The 18,034-nt window shown below is 71.1% G+C and carries 13 protein-coding genes; 2 read left to right on the forward strand and 11 right to left on the reverse strand.

Going from position 1 to position 18,034, the window contains the following annotated elements; translation table 11 throughout:
* Positions 1-105: 105 nt before the first annotated feature.
* Genes pyk through pta form a run of 3 tightly spaced genes read right to left on the reverse strand, consistent with a single transcriptional unit; the run spans position 106 to position 4,943 of the window.
* Positions 106-1,533, reverse strand: a complete 1,428-nt coding sequence (pyk, locus tag ACIGWZ_RS39100) for a pyruvate kinase (RefSeq protein WP_400072764.1) — start codon at positions 1,531-1,533, stop codon at positions 106-108.
* Between the two features lie 60 nt (positions 1,534-1,593).
* Positions 1,594-2,805, reverse strand: coding sequence for an acetate kinase (locus ACIGWZ_RS39105; RefSeq protein ID WP_400072766.1), 1,212 nt, complete (start codon positions 2,803-2,805; stop codon positions 1,594-1,596).
* A gap of 41 nt (positions 2,806-2,846) precedes the next feature.
* Positions 2,847-4,943, reverse strand: a complete 2,097-nt coding sequence (gene pta / locus ACIGWZ_RS39110) for a phosphate acetyltransferase (RefSeq protein ID WP_400072768.1) — start codon at positions 4,941-4,943, stop codon at positions 2,847-2,849.
* A gap of 251 nt (positions 4,944-5,194) precedes the next feature.
* On the opposite strand from pta, the gene ACIGWZ_RS39115 reads away from it, so the two are divergent.
* A complete protein-coding gene (locus ACIGWZ_RS39115) occupies positions 5,195-6,220 on the forward strand; it encodes an ATP-dependent 6-phosphofructokinase (protein WP_400072770.1) in 1,026 nt (341 codons plus the stop codon).
* A gap of 73 nt (positions 6,221-6,293) precedes the next feature.
* Here ACIGWZ_RS39115 and ACIGWZ_RS39120 read toward each other — a convergent pair whose 3' ends face one another.
* From ACIGWZ_RS39120 to ACIGWZ_RS39155, 8 genes are all read right to left on the reverse strand, one after another.
* A complete protein-coding gene (locus ACIGWZ_RS39120; protein ID WP_400072772.1) occupies positions 6,294-8,876 on the reverse strand; it encodes an ABC transporter permease in 2,583 nt (860 codons plus the stop codon).
* Positions 8,877-8,966: 90 nt separating this feature from the next.
* Entirely contained in the window at positions 8,967-9,749 is a 783-nt protein-coding gene (locus tag ACIGWZ_RS39125; RefSeq protein ID WP_400072774.1) for an ABC transporter ATP-binding protein, read from the reverse strand.
* A 198-nt stretch (positions 9,750-9,947) separates the two neighbouring features.
* Positions 9,948-10,649 carry an XRE family transcriptional regulator gene (locus ACIGWZ_RS39130; protein WP_400072776.1) on the reverse strand — a complete coding sequence of 234 codons (702 nt, stop codon included), beginning with the start codon at positions 10,647-10,649 and terminating at the stop codon, positions 9,948-9,950.
* Between the two features lie 137 nt (positions 10,650-10,786).
* Positions 10,787-11,614, reverse strand: coding sequence for a carbohydrate ABC transporter permease (locus tag ACIGWZ_RS39135; RefSeq protein WP_400072778.1), 828 nt, complete (start codon positions 11,612-11,614; stop codon positions 10,787-10,789).
* On the reverse strand, positions 11,611-12,546 hold the full coding sequence (locus ACIGWZ_RS39140; RefSeq protein ID WP_400072780.1) for a carbohydrate ABC transporter permease: 936 nt from the start codon (positions 12,544-12,546) through the stop codon (positions 11,611-11,613). Before ACIGWZ_RS39140 ends, ACIGWZ_RS39135 begins: the two co-directional genes overlap by 4 nt.
* Positions 12,543-13,907, reverse strand: coding sequence for an extracellular solute-binding protein (locus tag ACIGWZ_RS39145; RefSeq protein ID WP_400072781.1), 1,365 nt, complete (start codon positions 13,905-13,907; stop codon positions 12,543-12,545). Before ACIGWZ_RS39145 ends, ACIGWZ_RS39140 begins: the two co-directional genes overlap by 4 nt.
* Before the next feature lie 68 nt (positions 13,908-13,975).
* Positions 13,976-14,656 carry a response regulator gene (locus tag ACIGWZ_RS39150; protein WP_400072782.1) on the reverse strand — a complete coding sequence of 227 codons (681 nt, stop codon included), beginning with the start codon at positions 14,654-14,656 and terminating at the stop codon, positions 13,976-13,978.
* Between the two features lie 16 nt (positions 14,657-14,672).
* Positions 14,673-16,331 carry an ATP-binding protein gene (locus tag ACIGWZ_RS39155; protein ID WP_400072784.1) on the reverse strand — a complete coding sequence of 553 codons (1,659 nt, stop codon included), beginning with the start codon at positions 16,329-16,331 and terminating at the stop codon, positions 14,673-14,675.
* Positions 16,332-16,496: 165 nt separating this feature from the next.
* Here ACIGWZ_RS39155 and ACIGWZ_RS39160 point away from each other — a divergent pair, with 165 nt between their 5' ends.
* Positions 16,497-17,906 (forward strand): cation:dicarboxylate symporter family transporter, encoded by a 1,410-nt coding sequence (locus ACIGWZ_RS39160; protein ID WP_400072786.1) that lies wholly within the window; start codon positions 16,497-16,499, stop codon positions 17,904-17,906.
* Positions 17,907-18,034 lie beyond the last annotated feature (128 nt).

Raw genomic sequence — 18,034 nt, forward strand, 5'->3', positions numbered from 1 at the left:
GTGGGGGCGCCCCGGCCCCCCGCGCGCCCCCGCGCCACTCTCGCGGGGGTCCCCCCCCCCCCCCCGGCCCGGCCCCCCCCACCGCCGTTGCGTCGTACGGGCGCCTCAGGCGCTCTGACCGCCCAGGTGGTGCACCCGCACCATGTTGGTGGTGCCGGGGACACCGGGGGGCGAACCGGCGGTGATGAGCATGGTGTCGCCCTTGCTGTAGCGCTGGAGCTTGAGCAGCTCGGCGTCCACCAGGTCGACCATCGCGTCGGTGTTGTCGGCGTGCGGGACGACGAAGGCGTCCACGCCCCAGCTCAGCGCGAGCTGGTTGCGGGTGGAGGCTTCGGTGGTGAAGGCCAGGATCGGCTGCGATGCGCGATAGCGGGACAGGCGGCGGGCGGTGTCACCGGACTTGGTGAAGGCCACCAGCGCCTTGCCGTCCAGGAAGTCCGCCATCTCGCACGCCGCGCGGGCCACCGCACCGCCCTGCGTACGCGGCTTCTTGCCGGGCACCAGCGGCTGCAGGCCCTTGGACAGCAGCTCCTCCTCGGCCGCCTCGACGATCTTCGACATCGTCTTGACGGTCTCGATCGGGTAGGCGCCGACCGAGGACTCCGCGGAGAGCATGACCGCGTCGGCGCCGTCGAGGATGGCGTTGGCGACGTCGGAGGCCTCGGCGCGGGTCGGCCGGGAGTTGGTGATCATCGACTCCATCATCTGGGTCGCCACGATCACCGGCTTGGCGTTCCGCCGGCACAGCTCCACCAGGCGCTTCTGCACCATCGGGACCTTCTCCAGCGGGTACTCCACCGCCAGGTCACCACGGGCCACCATGACCGCGTCGAAGGCCATCACGACCTCCCGCATGTTGGCGACCGCCTGCGGCTTCTCGACCTTGGCGATGACCGGGACCCGGCGGCCGACCTCGTCCATGACGCGGTGCACGTCCTGCACGTCCTTGGCGTCCCGGACGAAGGACAGCGCGACCATGTCGCAGCCCATGTTCAGGGCGAACTTGAGGTCCTCGATGTCCTTCTCGGACAGCGCCGGGACGTTCACCGCCGCGCCGGGCAGGTTGATGCCCTTGTGGTCGGAGATGACCCCGCCCTCGATGACGATGGTGCGCACCCGCGGGCCGTCGACCTCGACGACCTGGAGGGCGACGTTGCCGTCGTTGATCAGGACCGGGTCGCCCTTGGAGACGTCGCCGGGCAGGCCCTTGTAGGTCGTGCCGCAGATGGTCTTGTCGCCGGGCACGTCCTCGGTGGTGATGACGAACTCGTCGCCGCGCACCAGCTCCACCGGGCCGTCGGCGAAGGTCTCCAGGCGGATCTTGGGGCCCTGGAGGTCGGCCAGTACGCCGATGGCGCGGCCGGTCTCCTCCTGGGCCTTGCGGAGGCGGTGGTACCGCTCCTCGTGCTCCGAGTGGGTCCCGTGGCTCATGTTGAATCGGGCCACGTTCATACCGGCTTCGATCAGTGTCTTGAGCTGATCGAAAGAGTCAACGGCGGGGCCCAGGGTGCAGACGATTTTGGAACGGCGCATGGCGGAATCCTATCGGTTTGTTTCTGAGCGGAATATTCCGGTGGGCGGAAACACCAACGTCTAGGCGTTGACCAGGGCGTATGTCTGCTGGGCGATCTCCAGTTCCTCGTCGGTGGGCACGACGGCGACCGCGACCCGGGCGTACTCGGGCGAGATCAGCCGCGGCTCGTCGGACCGTACGGCGTTCAGGTCGGCGTCCACCGCCATGCCCATCTCCTCCAGGCCGGCGATGGCGGCCTCCCGTACCGGGGCGGCGTTCTCGCCGACGCCCGCGGTGAACGCCACCGCGTCGACCTTGCCGAGCACCGCGCTGTAGGCGCCGATGTACTTCTTCAGCCGGTGGATGTAGATGTCGAAGGCGAGCCCGGCGCGCGCGTCGCCCTCGTCGATCCGGCGCCGGATCTCGCGCATGTCGTTGTCCCCGCACAGCCCGATCAGCCCGCTCTTCTTGTTGAGCAGCTCATCGATCTCGTCCACCGACATCCCCGCCACTCGCTTGAGGTGGAAGGTGACCGCCGGGTCGATGTCGCCGGAGCGGGTGCCCATGACCAGGCCCTCCAGCGGGGTCAGGCCCATGGAGGTGTCCACGCAGCGGCCGCCCCGGACGGCCGATGCGGAGGCGCCGTTGCCCAGGTGGAGCACGATCACATTGACCTCTTCCGGCGCCTTGCCCAGCAGCGCCGCCGTCCTGCGGGAGACATAGGCGTGCGAGGTGCCGTGGAAGCCGTAGCGGCGGATGCGGTGCGCGTCGGCCGTCTCCACATCGATGGCGTAGCGGGCCGCGTACTCCGGCATCGTGGTGTGGAAGGCGGTGTCGAAGACCGCGACCTGCGGCAGGTCCGGGCGCAGCGCCCGGGCGGTCCTGATGCCGATGATGTTCGCCGGGTTGTGCAGCGGGGCGACTGGCACCAGCCGCTCGATCTCCTTGAGCACCGCATCGTCGATCACGGTCGGGGCGGTGAACTTCAGCCCGCCGTGCACCACCCGGTGGCCGATCGCGACCAGCTCCGGGGAGTCCAGGCCGAGCCCGTCGGCGGCCAGCTCCGCGGCGACGGCCTTCAGCGCGGCCGCGTGGTCGGCCATCGCGCCCGTCGTCTCGCGCTTGGCGCCGCCGGTGGCCAGCGGGGTGTGGGCCAGGCGCGAGGTCTCTTCCCCGATCCGCTCCACCAGGCCGACGGCGAGCCGGGTGCCGTCGGTCATGTCGAGCAGCTGGTACTTCACCGACGAGGAGCCGGAGTTGAGGACGAGGACGCGGGTGGCAGTGGCAGTCATGTACGGCTTTCCGATGAGGTGGGGGAGTGGTGTGCGGGGGCTCAGGCGGTGTGTCCGGCGCCGGGCCGGGCGCCCTGCGCCTGGATGGCCGTGATGGCGACGGTGTTGACGATGTCCTGGACGAGGGCGCCGCGCGAGAGGTCGTTGACCGGCTTGCGCAGACCCTGCAGGACCGGGCCGACGGCGACCGCGCCCGCCGAGCGCTGCACGGCCTTGTAGGTGTTGTTGCCGGTGTTGAGGTCCGGGAAGATCAGCACGGTGGCCTTGCCGGCGACGTCGGAGCCGGGCAGCTTGGTCTGCGCGACCGCCGCGTCCACCGCCGCGTCGTACTGGATCGGGCCCTCGACCAGCAGATCGGGGCGCAGCTCACGGACGATCTCGGTCGCCTTGCGGACCTTGTCGACGTCCGCGCCGGAGCCGGAGGTGCCGGTGGAGTAGGAGAGCATCGCGATCCGCGGCTCGACGCCGAACTGTGCGGCGGTGGTGGCCGACTGGATGGCGATGTCCGCCAGCTGCTCGGCATTGGGGTCCGGGTTGACCGCGCAGTCGCCGTAGACCAGGACCCGGTCGGCCAGGCACATGAAGAAGACCGACGAGACGATCTGGGCGCCCGGCTTGGTCTTGATGATCTCGAAGGCCGGGCGGATGGTGGCGGCGGTGGAGTGCACGGCGCCCGAGACCATGCCGTCGGCCAGCCCTTCCTGCACCATCAGCGTGCCGAAGTACGAGACATCCGCGACGACGTCGTAGGCCAGCTCGTACGACACTCCCTTGTGGGCGCGCAGCTCGGCGTACAGCTCGGCGAAGCGTTCGCGCAGCTCGGAGGTCTGGGGGTCGATGATCTGGGCGCCGGTCAGGTCGATGGCCAGGTCGGCGGCGCGCTTGCGGATCGCCTCGTCGTCGCCCAGCAGGGTCAGGTCGCAGACGTCGCGGCGCAGCAGCACATCGGCGGCGCGCAGCACCCGCTCCTCGTTGCCCTCGGGCAGGACCACGCGGCGGCGGCCGGAGCGGGAGCGCTCGATCAGCTCGTGTTCGAACATCATCGGGGTGACCCGGCCGGAGCGGGCGACGGAGATACGGTTCGTCAGCTCCACCGTGTCCACATGCCGCTCGAACAGGCCGAGCGCGGTCTCCGCCTTGCGCGGCGAGGCGGCGTTCAGCTTGCCCTCGACGGCGAACAGCTCGCCCGCGGTCGGGAAGGACCCGCCGGGTACGGAGACGACCGGGGTGCCGGGGGCCAGCCGCTCGGCCAGCGCCATGATGTCGGGGCCGGGCTTCTCGTCGAGGGTGAGCACCACACCGGCGATCGGCGGGGCGCCGGCGCTGTGCGCGGCCAGCGAGCCGATGACCAGGTCGGCGCGGTCGCCCGGGGTGATCACCAGGCAGCCGGGGGTCAGCGCCTTGAGGAAGGTCGGCAGCATGGCGCCGCCGAAGACGAAGTCCCGCGCGTCCCGGGCGAGCCCGGAATCGTCGCCGAGCAGCACCTCGGCGCCCAGGGTGTGCACGATCTGGCCGACGGTCGGCGCGGAGAGCGAGCCGTCCTCGGGGAGCGCGTAGCAGGGCACCGGGAGGCGCGCGGCGAGCCGTTCGACGACGGCGGTGCGCAGCTCGGGGGCGACCCGGTTGACGACCATGGCGACGACATCGCAGCCCAGCGAGGCGTAGGCGCGGTAGGCGTTACGGGCCTCGGCGCGTATCGAGTCGGCCTCCTGGCCCTGGCCGCCGACGACCGGCAGCACCGCGGCGCCGAATTCATTGGCGAGGCGGGCGTTGAGGGCCAGCTCGGCCGGCAGGTTGGTGCCGGCGTAGTCCGAGCCGAGGACCAGGACGTACTCGTACTCCCTGGCCACCGCGTGAAAGCGGTCGACGAGCCGGGAGACCAGCTCGTCGGTGCCGCGTTCGGCCTGGAGGGCGGCGGCCTCCTCGTACCCGATGCCGTACACGGTGTCGGCGGACTGGGCGAGCCGGTAGCGGGCCCGCAGCAGATCGAACAGCCGGTCGGGCCCGTCGTCGTGGACCAGCGGGCGGAAGACGCCCACCCGGTCGACATGGCGGGTCAGGAGCTCCATGACCCCCAGCTCGATGACCTGGCGGCCGTCGCCGCGGTCGATCCCGGTCACGTACACGCTGCGCGTCACGCGTGCTCTCCGTCCTTCCGTCCGCTCGCCAGCCATTACCGCAGCTCGCAAGGTCAAATTACCCGATATGGTGAGCTTGCCCCTCTTGACAATACCTGCGCCGATGGGTAAGCCGCTCTCTCAGTTTCTCCTGAGGAGTCCGGTGAGGAGACAGTAGGGGTGGCTTCCGGGGTGAGGGCAGGGCCCGCGCGCTCATGAAACAATCGGACCGGCTCACAAGAACCAACAGCGAGCACAGGAGACACAGCACGATGCGTATCGGAGTCCTCACCGCAGGCGGCGACTGCCCCGGCCTGAATGCTGTGATCCGGTCTGTTGTCCACCGCGCCCTCACCGGTCACGGCGATGAGGTCATAGGTTTCGAGGACGGTTTCGCCGGGCTGCTCGACGGCCGCTTCCGCAAGCTCGACCTCGAGGCGGTCAGCGGCATCCTCGCCCGCGGCGGCACGATCCTCGGCTCCTCCCGGCTGGAGCGTGCCCGGCTCCGCGAGGCCTGCGAGGACGCCAAGGACCACTCCAAGGACTACGGCATCGACGTCCTGATCCCGATCGGCGGCGAGGGCACCCTGACCGCCGCCCGGATGCTCTCGGACGCCGGGCTCCCGGTCGTCGGTGTTCCCAAGACCATCGACAACGACATCTCCTCCACCGACCGCACCTTCGGTTTCGACACCGCCGTCGGCGTCGCCACCGAGGCCATCGACCGCCTCAAGACCACCGCGGAATCGCATCAGCGGGTGATGGTCGTCGAGGTGATGGGCCGGCACGCGGGCTGGATCGCGCTGGAGTCCGGCATGGCCGGCGGCGCCCACGGCATCTGCCTGCCGGAGCGGGAGTTCGACGTCAACGACCTCGTCGCGATGGTCGAGGAACGCTTTGCCCGGGGCAAGAAGTTCGCCGTGGTCTGCGTCGCCGAGGGCGCCCACCCGGCCCCCGGCACCATGGACTACAAGAAGGGCGCCATCGACCTCTACGGCCATGAGCGGTTCTCCGGCATCGGCAACGCCCTCGCCCATGAGCTCGAGAAGCGCCTCGGCAAGGAGGCCCGCCCGGTGATCCTCGGCCACGTCCAGCGCGGCGGCACCCCCACCGCGTACGACCGGGTGCTCGCCACCCGCTTCGGCTGGCACGCCGTCGAGGCTGCGCACCGCGGCGACTTCGGCAGGATGACCGCACTGCGCGGCACGAACATCACGATGGTGCCGCTGGCGGAGGCGGTCACCGAGCTGAAGACCGTCCCCGCGCACCGCATGGACGAGGCCGAGTCGGTCTTCTGACCGTCCGTCACGACGCAAGCGGCGGCGCGCCATCGGGCGCGCCGCCGCTGTGTTCCGCTCACCCCCGGAGGGCCTACTGTGCGCCGATGGCCTGGAGCATGTTCAGCCGGGCGGCGCGACGGGCCGGCCACAGCGCCGCCAGCACGCCCACGACCAGCGCGATCAGCAGGAACAGCCCCAGCCGGCCCCAGGGCAGCACCATCTCGTACGTCGGGAACGACGAGCCGACCATGCTGCCGCCCGCCCAGGCGAGGAAGATGCCCACGCCCATGCCGAGCACCGCGCCGAACAGCGAGATGACCACCGACTCCAGCCGGACCATCTGCTTGATCCCGCTGCGGGCGAGTCCGATCGCACGCAGCATCCCGATCTCCCGGGTCCGCTCGAACACCGACATCGCCAGGGTGTTGACGACGCCGACCACCGCGATGATGACGGCCATGCCCAGCAGCCCGTAGACCATGTTCAGGACGGTGTCGATCTGTCCGGCGGTCTCCTTGCGCAGATCGTCATGGTTCTGGATCTTCAGCAGCGGGCTGTCGCCGAGCGCGTGCCGGATCTTCTTCACCAGCTCGGGGGAGCCGCCGCCGGCGGCCTTCACCAGCAGCTCGTCGTTCTTGACCCGCGTCAGGTGCGGATCGACCAGCGACAGGGAGCCGAAGGACCGGCCGAGCGTCTCGTTCTCCTTGTAGACGCCGGCGATCTTCAGCTTCGTCGTCTTCTTCCCGTCGAACCGGACGCTCACCGTGTCGCCGGCCCGCCAGCCGTTCTCCTTGGCCCCGGCCTCCGAGACGGCTATCCCGCCCTCGCGCACATCGGCCAACGAGCCCTGGGTGAAGGTGAGTTGGGTGAGCTTGTCGATCTGGGAGAGGTCCGTGCCGCGCAGATAGCCGAAGCCGCCTTCGGGGTCGCGACCGCCGTCCGTGGTGAAGCCCACCCCGCGCAGCGGCGCCACCGCCTCGACGCCCGGCACCTTCGCCACCTTCCGGGACAGCTCGGGGTCCAGCCCCACATAGGTCGAGGTCCGGATCTGGTAGTCGGCGGTCAGGCTGGTGGCCGCCATCTTGTCCATGCCCAGCTGCGTGGAGTGCCCGACGACCGTCATGCCGGTGATCAGGGTGAGGCCGATCATCAGCGCGGATGCGGTGGCGGCCGTACGGCGCGGATTGCGCAGCGCGTTCTCCTTGGCCAGCTTGCCGCCGATGCCGAACAGCCGGGTGGTGATCCGTCCGGCCAGCGAGACCAGCGGCCGGGACAGCAGCGGCGCCAGGACGATCACGCCGGTCAGCGTCAGCATCGAGCCCGCCATGGCGATCGGCAGATCGTCGCCGGACTTCAGGGTGGAGACGTAGAGCATCACGGCGACGCCGAGGCCGGTGATCACCGCGCCGATGGTGTTGCGCACGACCAGGCTGCGCAGCGCGGGCGGCGCCTCGACGGTGTTCAGCGCCTCCACCGGGGCGATCTTCGCGGCCTTGCGGGACGGCAGCCAGGCGGCCAGTACGGTCACCACGACGCCGACGGCCAGCGCGGCCAGCACCGTGGTCGGGCTGATGACGACCGGCCCGTCCGGGAAGCCCGCGCCATTGGCGTCCAGCACCGCTCGCAGCCCCACCGCGATGCCCGCGCCCAGCGCGAACCCGACGACGGAGGAGACCAGTCCCAGCAGCGCGGCCTCGGCCAGCACCGAGCGCACGACCTGCCGGCGCGAGGCGCCGACCGCGCGCAGCAGCGCGATCTCGCGGCTGCGCTGGGAAATGAGCATGGTGAAGGTGTTGGCGATGATGAACACCCCGACGAACAGGGCGATCCCGGCGAAGGTCAGCAGGGTCTGGCTCAGCGCGCTGTTCTGCTCGGCGATCATCTTGGACTGCTGCTCGGCGAGTTCGGCGCCGCTGGTCGCCTGGGCGCGGTCCTTGGGCAGCACCTCGCGGACCTTCGCGGTCAGCGCGCGCTGGTCGGTGCCGGGCGTGGCCGCCACCACCAGCCCGTCGAACTGCCCCGGGTGCAGATACAGCTTCTGCGCGGTCGCGGTGTCGAACAGCGCCAGGCTGCCGCCCGCGGTCACCTGCGGGTCGTCGGTCGCGACGATCCCGACCAGCTTCTTCGTCAGCACCGGCCCGTCGGTCGCGAAGCGCACGGTGTCGCCGATGCGGTACCCGGCGGCGTTCGCCGTGCTCTCGGCCAGCGCCATCTCGCCCGCGTTGCGCGGACCGCGGCCCCGGGCCATCGGGTAGCGGCTGTCCTTGCCGTCCTCGCCCGGCTGGAAGTTGACCGCTCGGTTCTGCCAGCCGTTGCCGATCGGCTGGTCGTCCTTGCCCGCGAGGGTCGCCTCGCCGGTGACATCGGACCGTACGGACGCCACCCCGGGCAGCGCACGGATCCGGTCCGCCAGCTTGTTGTCGAGGGCGGTGCTCCGCTTGCCGTCCTTCTCCGCGTCGACGGCGTCGGGGGCATCCGGCTCCGCCTCGGTGGCCTGCACGGAGACGGCGACATCCTTGAGGTTCTTGGCGGAGGCGTTCTTCACGGCCTCGCCGACGGTGTCGCTGAAGATCAGGGTGCCGGCGACGAAGGCGACGCCGAGCAGGACCGCCAGCGCGGTCATCATCAATCGGGCTTTGTGCGCAAGGACGTTGCGCAGGGCGGTTCGCAGCATGGTGGTGGGTTCAGTCCTGAGGTCAGGTGTCCGGTGCTCGGATACGGAGGGCGGCGCCGCGCGTACGGCGCGGCGGGCGGGGTGCCCGCGTCAGCTCGTACGGCCCTTGGAGTCGAACAGCCGCATCCGGTCCAGGACGGCGTCGGCGGTCGGCTCGTACAGCTCCTCGACGATGCGGCCGTCGGCGAGGAAGACCACCCGGTCCGCGTAGCCCGCGGCGACCGGGTCGTGGGTGACCATCACCACGGTCTGCTGCATCGCCCGTACCGACTCGCGCAGAAAGCCCAGCACCTCGGCGCCGGACCGGGAGTCGAGATTGCCGGTCGGCTCGTCCGCGAAGATGATCTCCGGCTGCGCGGCCAGCGCCCGGGCGACCGCGACCCGCTGCTGCTGGCCGCCCGACAGCTGCGCCGGCCGGTGCGTCAGCCGCCCCGACAGACCGACCGTCTCAATGACGGTGTTGAGCCACTGCCGGTCGGGCCGGCGGCCCGCGATGTCCATCGGCAGGGTGATGTTCTCCAGCGCGGTCAGCGTGGGCAGCAGATTGAACGCCTGGAAGATGAAGCCGATCTTGTCGCGGCGCAGCCGGGTCAGCTGCCGGTCGTTCAGCGTCGCCAGCTCGGTGTCGCCGATCCGGGCGGAGCCGGCGGAGATGCCGTCCAGCCCGGCCATGCAGTGCATCAGCGTGGACTTGCCGGAGCCGGACGGCCCCATGATCGCGGTGAAGCGAGCCTTGCCGAATTCGACGGAGACGGAGTCCAGCGCGACCACGCGCGTCTCCCCCTCGCCGTAGACCTTGCTCAGGTCCGTGGCACGGGCGGCGACGGCCGCGGTGGCGGTGGAAGTGGGGAAAGCGGCGGCCGCATGGGACACGGGGACTCCTGGAAGGGGACGGTCGACTCGTTCTTGTCGCAGTCCCTATTCTCGAATCCGCAGGTCAGGCCGGTCGTCAGCCCCAGGGACCCAATACCGGACCGGTCGGAAGTGCGACGCCGGCCCCCGGCGTCCTACCGTGGGGGGACCCGTGTCTGACCTTCGGCCGATGGGCCGCCGCGGGGACCGTGCGGGCCGCTACTGCCCGATCCGCGCCCAGAACTCCGCCAGGATCCGGTCGAGGAACGCCCGCCCCGCCCTGCCGGACTCGTCGGCGCTGCCCCCGCCGCCCCAGTTGAGCGTGGCGGCCATGCCGGCCTGGTACTCCTCGTGCAGCTCCCGCAGCACGTCCTGGATCCGCTCCTTGGGAAGCGGTACGAGCTTGCCGACCGGCCGCACACAGCCCTGCCACCGCGTGGTGGCGGCGCTGGTCAGCAGCTCGGTGAGCTTTTCGTCCTGCCCGGTGAACCGGATCAGCGCGGGGGGCGGCAGCTCGAGCGCCTCACCGAGCGCCGCGGCCTGCCGCGCGTTGCCGGTCCACCCGCCGTCGTCCTCCAGCCGCTCGTACGCACGTCGCTCCATGCCGATCCGCATGGCCAGGTCGTCCGCCGCGAGCCCGCGCGCCAGCCGGTACTCGCGCAGCGTGCCGGGCGTCCCCAGCAGCTCCCCGGGCGCGCACCACAGCGCACCCGCCAGCGCGGTCAGCTCCGCATCGGTGGGGGCGCTGTCGCCGCGCTCCCACGAGGCGACATCGGCGGGCGACACCCGCAGCCCGTAGGCGGCCGCCATCCCGTAGGCGACATGGGCGGGAGTCATACCGAGGGCCTCGCGGAGCCGGCGCGCGGCCTCGGCGTTGAATGGGGGCCGGTGGGGCTCCCCGACGTGCGTGTTCACGGGCACACGGTAAGTGACGTGGCGCTTGTCCACCTATGGTGCGGATGAACAAGTTGTTAACTCGTAGATTCCTACGTCGGAAGCGGGTAAGGGGGAGTCCGCCGTACCGAATGGACGGTACGGCGGGCCGCCGGCGCCCCGGGCTACCCCTTCACCGCTCCGCCCAGCGCGAACCCGCCGCCCAGCCGCTTCGCGATCAGCAGATACAGCAGGATCACCGGCGTCGAGTACAGAATCGAGAACGCGGCCAGCTGCCCGAAGGCCACACTGCCCTCGTTGCCGAAGAAGGTGAAGACGCTGACGGACGCGGGCAGCTGCTCGGGCGAGAGCAGCAGCATGAAGGGAACGAAGAAATTGCCCCACATCATGATGAAGGTGTAGATCGTCACGACCGTGAGGCCGGGGCCCATCAGCGGCAGGACGATCCGCAGCAGCGTCTGGGTCCAGGAGGCGCCGTCCGTCCAGGCCGCCTCCTCCAAGGCCGTCGGCACGCCGTCCATGAAGTTCTTCATCAGCCAGATGGCGAACGGGAGTTGGGCGGTGGCCAGGAACAGCGCCGTGCCGTACATCGTGTCGATCAGGTCGACCCGGACGAACAGGCCGTAGACCGGCACCATGATCGCGGTGATCGGCAGGCAGGTCGAGAACAGCACGGTCAGCAGGTACGGGCGGCTGAAGCGGGCGCGGAAGCGGGAGAGCGGATAGGCGGCCAGCGCCGCGCAGACGACCGTGACCAGGGTGGCGCCGCCGCACAGCAGCAGGCTGTTGAGCATCGGCGTGAAGGTGATGTCGTCCGTCAGGACGGCCGAGAAGTTCTCCGACGTGGGCGACTCCGGCAGCCGTACGCGCAGCGTCGCGTGGGCGTCCAGGGACGACAACACCAGCCAGGCCAGCGGGATCGCGAAGGCGACGGCGACGGCCAGCAGCGCCGCGTCGGCGGCGAGGCGACGGCGGGCCCGGCCGCCCCTCACACCTCCTCGCGCATCAGGCGCAGATAGACGGCCGAGAACAGCGCGCCCACCACGAGCAGCAGCAGCGCCACCGCCGTGCCGTAGCCGATCAGGGACTTCAGGAACGCCTGGTCGTACATGAACACGGGGAGGGTCTGGCTGCGGTTGCCCGGCCCGCCCCGCGTCATGGCCCAGATCAGACCGAAGACGGAGAGCGTCTGGAGGGTGTTGAGCATCAGATTGGTGCCGATGGAGCGGCGGATCATCGGCAGCGTGATGTGCCACAGCCGCCGCGGCCCGCCCGCCCCGTCGACCTGGGCGGATTCGGTGACCTCCTGGGGGATCGCGTCGAGCGCCGCGGAGTAGATGAGCATCGAGAAGGCGGTGCCGCGCCAGACGTTGGCGAACGACACGGCCAGGATGGGCAGCGTGAACAGCCAGTTCTGGGTGGGCAGATGGAGCCATTCCAGGACGGCGTTGAGGGTGCCGCGGCGCTGGAAGAAGCTGTAGAGGAGGAAGCCGGCGACGATTTCCGGGACCACCCAGGCGGTGATCACGATCGCGCCGGTCAGGGACCGCAGCGGCCGCGAGGCGCGCCGCATCAGGGCGGCCAGCGCCAGCCCCAGGGTGTTCTGGCCCAGGACCGAGGAGAGCAGGGTGAACACCAGGGTGAGCACCACCGCGTTGACGAAGGCGTGGTCGGTGAGCGCGTGCCGGAAGTTGGCGAGGCCGACGAAGGACGCGGACTCCTGGCCGGTCAGCTGGGTGTCGGTGAAGGCGAGGTAGACGCAGTAGCCGATGGGGCCGGCGAGGAAGAGCAGCAGGAGGACGGTGGCGGGGACGAGGGGGGACCAGCGCAGCAGGCCGCGGCGGACGGGGGACGTGCGGGCCGGGCGCGCGGCCCCGGCGGTGGCGCCGGTCCTGGCGCCGGTCCTGGTGACGGCGCCGGTCATGGCTTGGCGACGACCTGGCCGTCCACGAGGGACGTCAGCGCTTCGTCGTAGTCCCTGGCGGCCCGGCCGGGCGAGGCGGAGTCGGCGGTGACGGCCTCCATCGCCTCGCCGATGGCCGCGGAGACCTTGGGGTAGTCGGGCAGCGCGGGCCGGTACTTGCTGACCTTGACCAGGCCGGTGAAGAAGCCGATGCCGGGGACGGACCTCAGATAGCGCGGGTCGGCCGCGACGTCCCTGCGGACCGCGATCTGCGCGCCCCGTACACACCATTCCAGGGCGTTCTTCTTCGACTGGAAGGTCTCGATCAGCTTCCAGGCCAGATCGGGCTGCTGGGACTTCTGCGGCACGGACCACGTCCAGCCGCCGGCCAGGCTGACCTTGCCCGGCGCGGCGCCGTGCTGGGTGGGGAACGGCGCCTGGCCGAGCGTCGTCGACCACTCGGGCCACGGGTTGCCGCCGCCGGTCTTCTGCCACTGCTGGCCGAGCCAGGAGCCGTCCAGATCGATCGCGAGCTTCTCCTCGGGCAGCAGCTCGGCCGCCACGTTGGTCTGGATGTTGGGGCTGAGCGCGTCGGAGACGTCGGGCCCGAGCTTCTCCTTGTAGACCGTGTCGATGAATTGCAGGCTGTCCTCGAAGCCCTTGCTGCCGGTGACCCATTTCTTGCTGCCCGGGTCGTAGAGCGGCCGCTCGCCCGTGCCGTACAGCAGCATCTCGAAGCCCTGCATCACGGCGGCCTCGCCCGCGCCCTTGCCGGTGAAGACGTTCAGCGGGATGACGCCGGGGACCTTGCGCTTGACGGTGCGGGCCGCGTCCAGGACCTCGTCCCAGTTCCCGGGCCGCCAGTCGGCCGGCAGCCCCGCCTTCTTGAAGATCTTCTTGTTGAACCACAGCCCCCGGGTGTCCGTGCCGTCCGGAACCCCGTACGTCCTGCCGTCCTGCGCCCTCGCCGCGGTCTTCGCGCTCGCCTCGAACTGCCGCCAGTCGTCCCACTCGGCCAGATGCCGATCCAGCGGCCGCAACAGCCCCGCCTTGATGTCGGAGTTGACCAGAAAGGTGTCCTCGTAGACCAGATCCGGCGCCGTCTTCGGGGAGCGCATCATCTGCTGGATCTTGGTGTAGTAGTCGTTCTCCGATGCCTGGATCGGGATGAGCTTGACCTTCTTGCCCGGGTTGGCCTTCTCGAATTCCCTGGCCACGAGGCCGATGTACTGGTCGCGGACCAGGACCTTGCCGTTGGTGTCCTTGATGAAGGCGACCTTGACGGTGTTCCGGTCGCTCCCGGACCCGCTGCCACAGGCGGTGAGGGTGCCGGCGGCCAGGACGGCGGCGGTGAGCAGAATCAGCGGGGCGGTGGGGCGCACGGCGACCTCCAACTAACCACGAACCACGGCGGGTTGCCCGCCGAAAGTAAGTCACCGCTCACAGCCGGTCAATGGCCCGACCAGCGATAGCGCAATTCCGGGCGGCCCACCTGCCCGTACTGCGGCGTCCGGGCGGCCCGCCCGGACTCCACGAGATGCTCCAGATAGCGGCGGGCGGTGATCCGGGAGATCCCGACGCCGGCGGCCGCCTCCGCCGCCGTCAGCCCCTCTTCGGCGGCCCGCAGGGCATCGGTCACCGCGCGCAGGGTGGCGGCGGTCAGCCCCTTGGGCGGCGCGGCCGGCCGCGGCGCACGCAGCGCGGCGATCGCCCGGTCCACCTCGTCCTGGCCGCTGGCCTCGCCCGCGGTGGCCCGGAACGCGGCGTAACGGGTGAGCCGGTCGCGCAACGTGGCGAAGGTGAAGGGCTTCAGCACGTACTGCACCACGCCGAGCGAGACGCCCTCGCGCACCATCGCCAGATCGCGGGCCGAGGTGACGGCGATGATGTCCGCGGTGTGCCCGGCCGCCCGCAGCGTCCGTACGAGCTGCAGCCCGTGGCCGTCGGGGAGGTAGAGGTCGAGCAGGAGCAGATCGACGGCGTGCCGGTCGAGATGGCGGCGGGCGGCGGCCATGGAGTGGACGGTGCCGGAGACGGCGAAACCGGGCACCCGCCCGACGTACAGCGCATGTGCGTCGGCGGCGACCGGATCGTCCTCGACGACCAGGACCCGGATGTCGGGGGCGCTCACCGGCCCCTCCTCTCGTTCACCGTGCGGATCCTCTCGTGGCCGGTCCGTCGGCGGCGTGCAGCGGCAGCCGGACGGTGAACCGCGCGCCGCCCTCCGGCGCCCGGTCGAGGGCGACGGTGCCGCCGTTGCGGTGCACGGCCTGGCGGACCAGCGCCAGGCCCAGGCCGTGTCCCGGCCCGGCCTTGGTGGACCAGCCGCGCCGGAAGACCTCCTCGGTGGCGTCCGCGGCCACCCCGGGCCCGTTGTCGGCGACGCGGAGCAGCAGCTCGCCGTCCTCCGTCGCCCGCGCGGTGACCCTCACGGCGGCGGCGCCCGGCCGGGGCGGGGCGGCGGCGTCGAGGGCGTTGTCGATGAGGTTGCCCAGCACCGTGACCAGGTCGCGGGCGGGCAGGCCGGGCGGCAGCAGGCCGTCGTCGATCCGGCTGTCGGGGGTCAGGGTCAGCTCGACGCCCCGCTCGTTGGCCTGCGCCGCCTTGCCGAGCAGCAGGGCCGCGAGCACCGGCTCGGCGACCGCGCCGACGACCTGGTCGGTCAGCGCCTGGGCCAGCTCCAGCTCGGCGGTCGCGAAGTCCACCGCCTCCTCGGCCCGGCCCAGTTCGATCAGCGAGACGACGGTGTGCAGCCGGTTGGCGGCCTCGTGCGCCTGCGAGCGCAGCGCCTCGGCGAAGCCCCGTACGGAGTCCAACTCCCCTGACAGCGCCTGGAGTTCGGTGTGGTCGCGCAACGTCACGACGCTGCCGCGCCGCTCGCCGCCGGAGACGGGGGAGGAGTTGACGACCAGGACCCGCTCGGCGGTCAGATGCAGCTCGTCGACGCGTGGGCCGGGCGCCAGCAGCGCCCCGGTCAGCGGCTGCGGCAGCCCCAGCTCCGTGACGAGCCGTCCCACCGCATCCTCCGACAGCCCCAGCAGCTCCCGCCCGCCGTCGTTGATCAGGGCGACCCGGCGCTGCCCGTCGAGCATCAGCAGCCCCTCGCGCACCGCATGCAGCGCGGCCTGGTGGTAGTCGTGCATCCGGCTCAGCTCGGCGGCGTTCATCCCGTGGGTGTGCCGTCGCAGCCGGGCGTTGATGACGTATGTCCCGAGTCCGCCGAGCGCCAGCGCGCCCGCCGCGGCCGCGATCCCCGCCAGCACCTGGTCCCGCAGCTGTGCGCTGATCGTCTCGATGGTGATCCCGGCGCTGACCAGCGCGGTGATCCGGCCGCCGCGCCGCGGGTCGTGCACCGGCGCGACGACCCGCACGGACGGCCCGAGCGTCCCCTGATACGTCTCGGGGACGACCTCGCCGCGCAGCGCGGGCCCGATGTGCCCCAGGTACTTCCGGCCGATCGCGGACGGCTCCGGATGCGTCCAGCGCGTCTTGTCCGGCGCCATCACCACCACGAAGTCCACCCCCGCATCGCGCCGCAGCCGCTCGGCGTACGGCTGGAGCGCGGCCGTCGGATCCTTCGTACGGGCGGCCGCCACGACCGCCGGGGAATCGGCGACGGCGGTGGCCACGGCGGTCGTCTGCCGCCGCGCCGTCTCCTCCGCCTGCCGCTGGGCGCTCAGATACGCGAACAGCGCGCCGCCCGCCACGACCGCCGCCACCAGCACCACCTGCATGGCGAACAGCTGCCCGGCCAGACTGCGCGGGCGGCGCGGCCGCCGGGGCGGCCGGGGACGGGGGAGTCGCATACGGAACAGTCTGCACGGTCAGTTTCGCGGTGGTCCGTGCGGTCACTTTTGCGTGAACGAAACGCACGTAAGGGTGACGGGCGCCACAGCGGCGTGCATAGTCGCCGGGACTTGTTGTGCACCAGAGCCGCAGATCAGCGCACAGCCGTAACCGAGGAGGCAGCAGTGGCTGCACAGACCCCGCCGCGTGGGGGCACCGCCAAGGAGACCGCACCAGGAAAGCGGGACCGGACGCACTATCTCTACCTCGCCGTGATCGGCGCGGTGCTGCTCGGCATCATCGTGGGCTTTGCCGCGCCCGGTGTCGCCGTGCAGCTCAAGCCGCTCGGTACCGGGTTCGTCAACCTCATCAAGATGATGATTTCGCCGATCATCTTCTGCACCATCGTGCTGGGCGTCGGCTCGGTCCGTAAGGCCGCCAAGGTCGGCGCGGTCGGCGGACTGGCGCTCGGCTACTTCATGGTGATGTCCACCGTCGCGCTGGCCATCGGCCTGGTCGTCGGGAACATCCTGGAGCCCGGGTCCGGCCTCCACCTGACCGAGACCGTGCGGCACGCGGGCCACGCCCAGACCGAGGGCGGCGGGGAGTCCCTGCCCGACTTCCTGCTCGGCATGATCCCCACCACGCTGGTCTCCGCCTTCACCCAGGGCGAGGTGCTCCAGACGCTGCTGGTGGCGCTGCTGGTCGGCTTCGGACTCCAGGCGCTGGGCTCGGCGGGCGAGCCGGTGCTGCGCGGCGTCGGGCATCTGCAGAAGCTGGTCTTCCGGGTGCTTTCCATGATCATGTGGGCGGCGCCGGTGGGAGCCTTCGGCGCCATGGCGGCGGTGGTCGGCGAGACCGGCCTGGACGCGCTGAAGTCCCTGGTGGTCATCATGGTCGGCTTCTATGTCACCTGCCTGCTGTTCGTGATCGTGGTGCTCGGCGCGCTGCTCCGCCTCGTCGCGGGCGTCAACATCTTCCTGCTGCTGAAGTACCTGGCCCGGGAGTTCCTGCTGATCCTGTCCACCTCCTCCTCGGAGTCGGCGCTCCCCAGGCTGATCGCGAAGATGGAACACCTGGGCGTCAGCAAGCCGGTGGTCGGCATCACCGTCCCCACCGGCTACAGCTTCAACCTCGACGGCACCGCCATCTACCTGACGATGTCCTCGCTGTTCGTCGCCGAGGCGATGGGCAAGCCGCTCTCCCTCGGCCAGCAGATCTCGCTGCTCGTCTTCATGATCATCGCCTCCAAGGGGGCGGCGGGCGTCACCGGCGCGGGCCTGGCCACGCTGGCCGGCGGCCTCCAGTCGCACCGCCCCGAACTGGTCGACGGCGTCGGCCTGATCGTCGGCATCGACCGCTTCATGAGCGAGGCGCGGGCGCTGACGAACTTCGCGGGCAATGCGGTGGCCACGGTCCTGGTCGGCACCTGGACCAAGGAGATCGACAAGGCCCGGGTCGCCGAAGTACTGGCCGGCCGGGCGCCCTTCGACGAGAAGACGCTCGCCGTCGACGCCCACGGCGAGCCGCCGTCGCCCGAGGTCGTCGGACCCCGAGACGGCGGGGCCGAGCCCGTGGCCCCGGTAGGGGCCTAGCCCCACGTTGTCGCTGCGCTTTGCCTGGGCCCCACGTTGTCGGCCGTCCCGCCGTGGTGGTTGTTCGCCGTTGCGCCTGCGGCGGGCTGGTTGCCGCTGCGCGGGGCTGTTCGGCAGCGGCACCGGGC

The sequence above is a fragment of the Streptomyces sp. NPDC053427 genome, from assembly GCF_044544985.1.
Classification (GTDB): Bacteria; Actinomycetota; Actinomycetes; order Streptomycetales; family Streptomycetaceae; genus Streptomyces.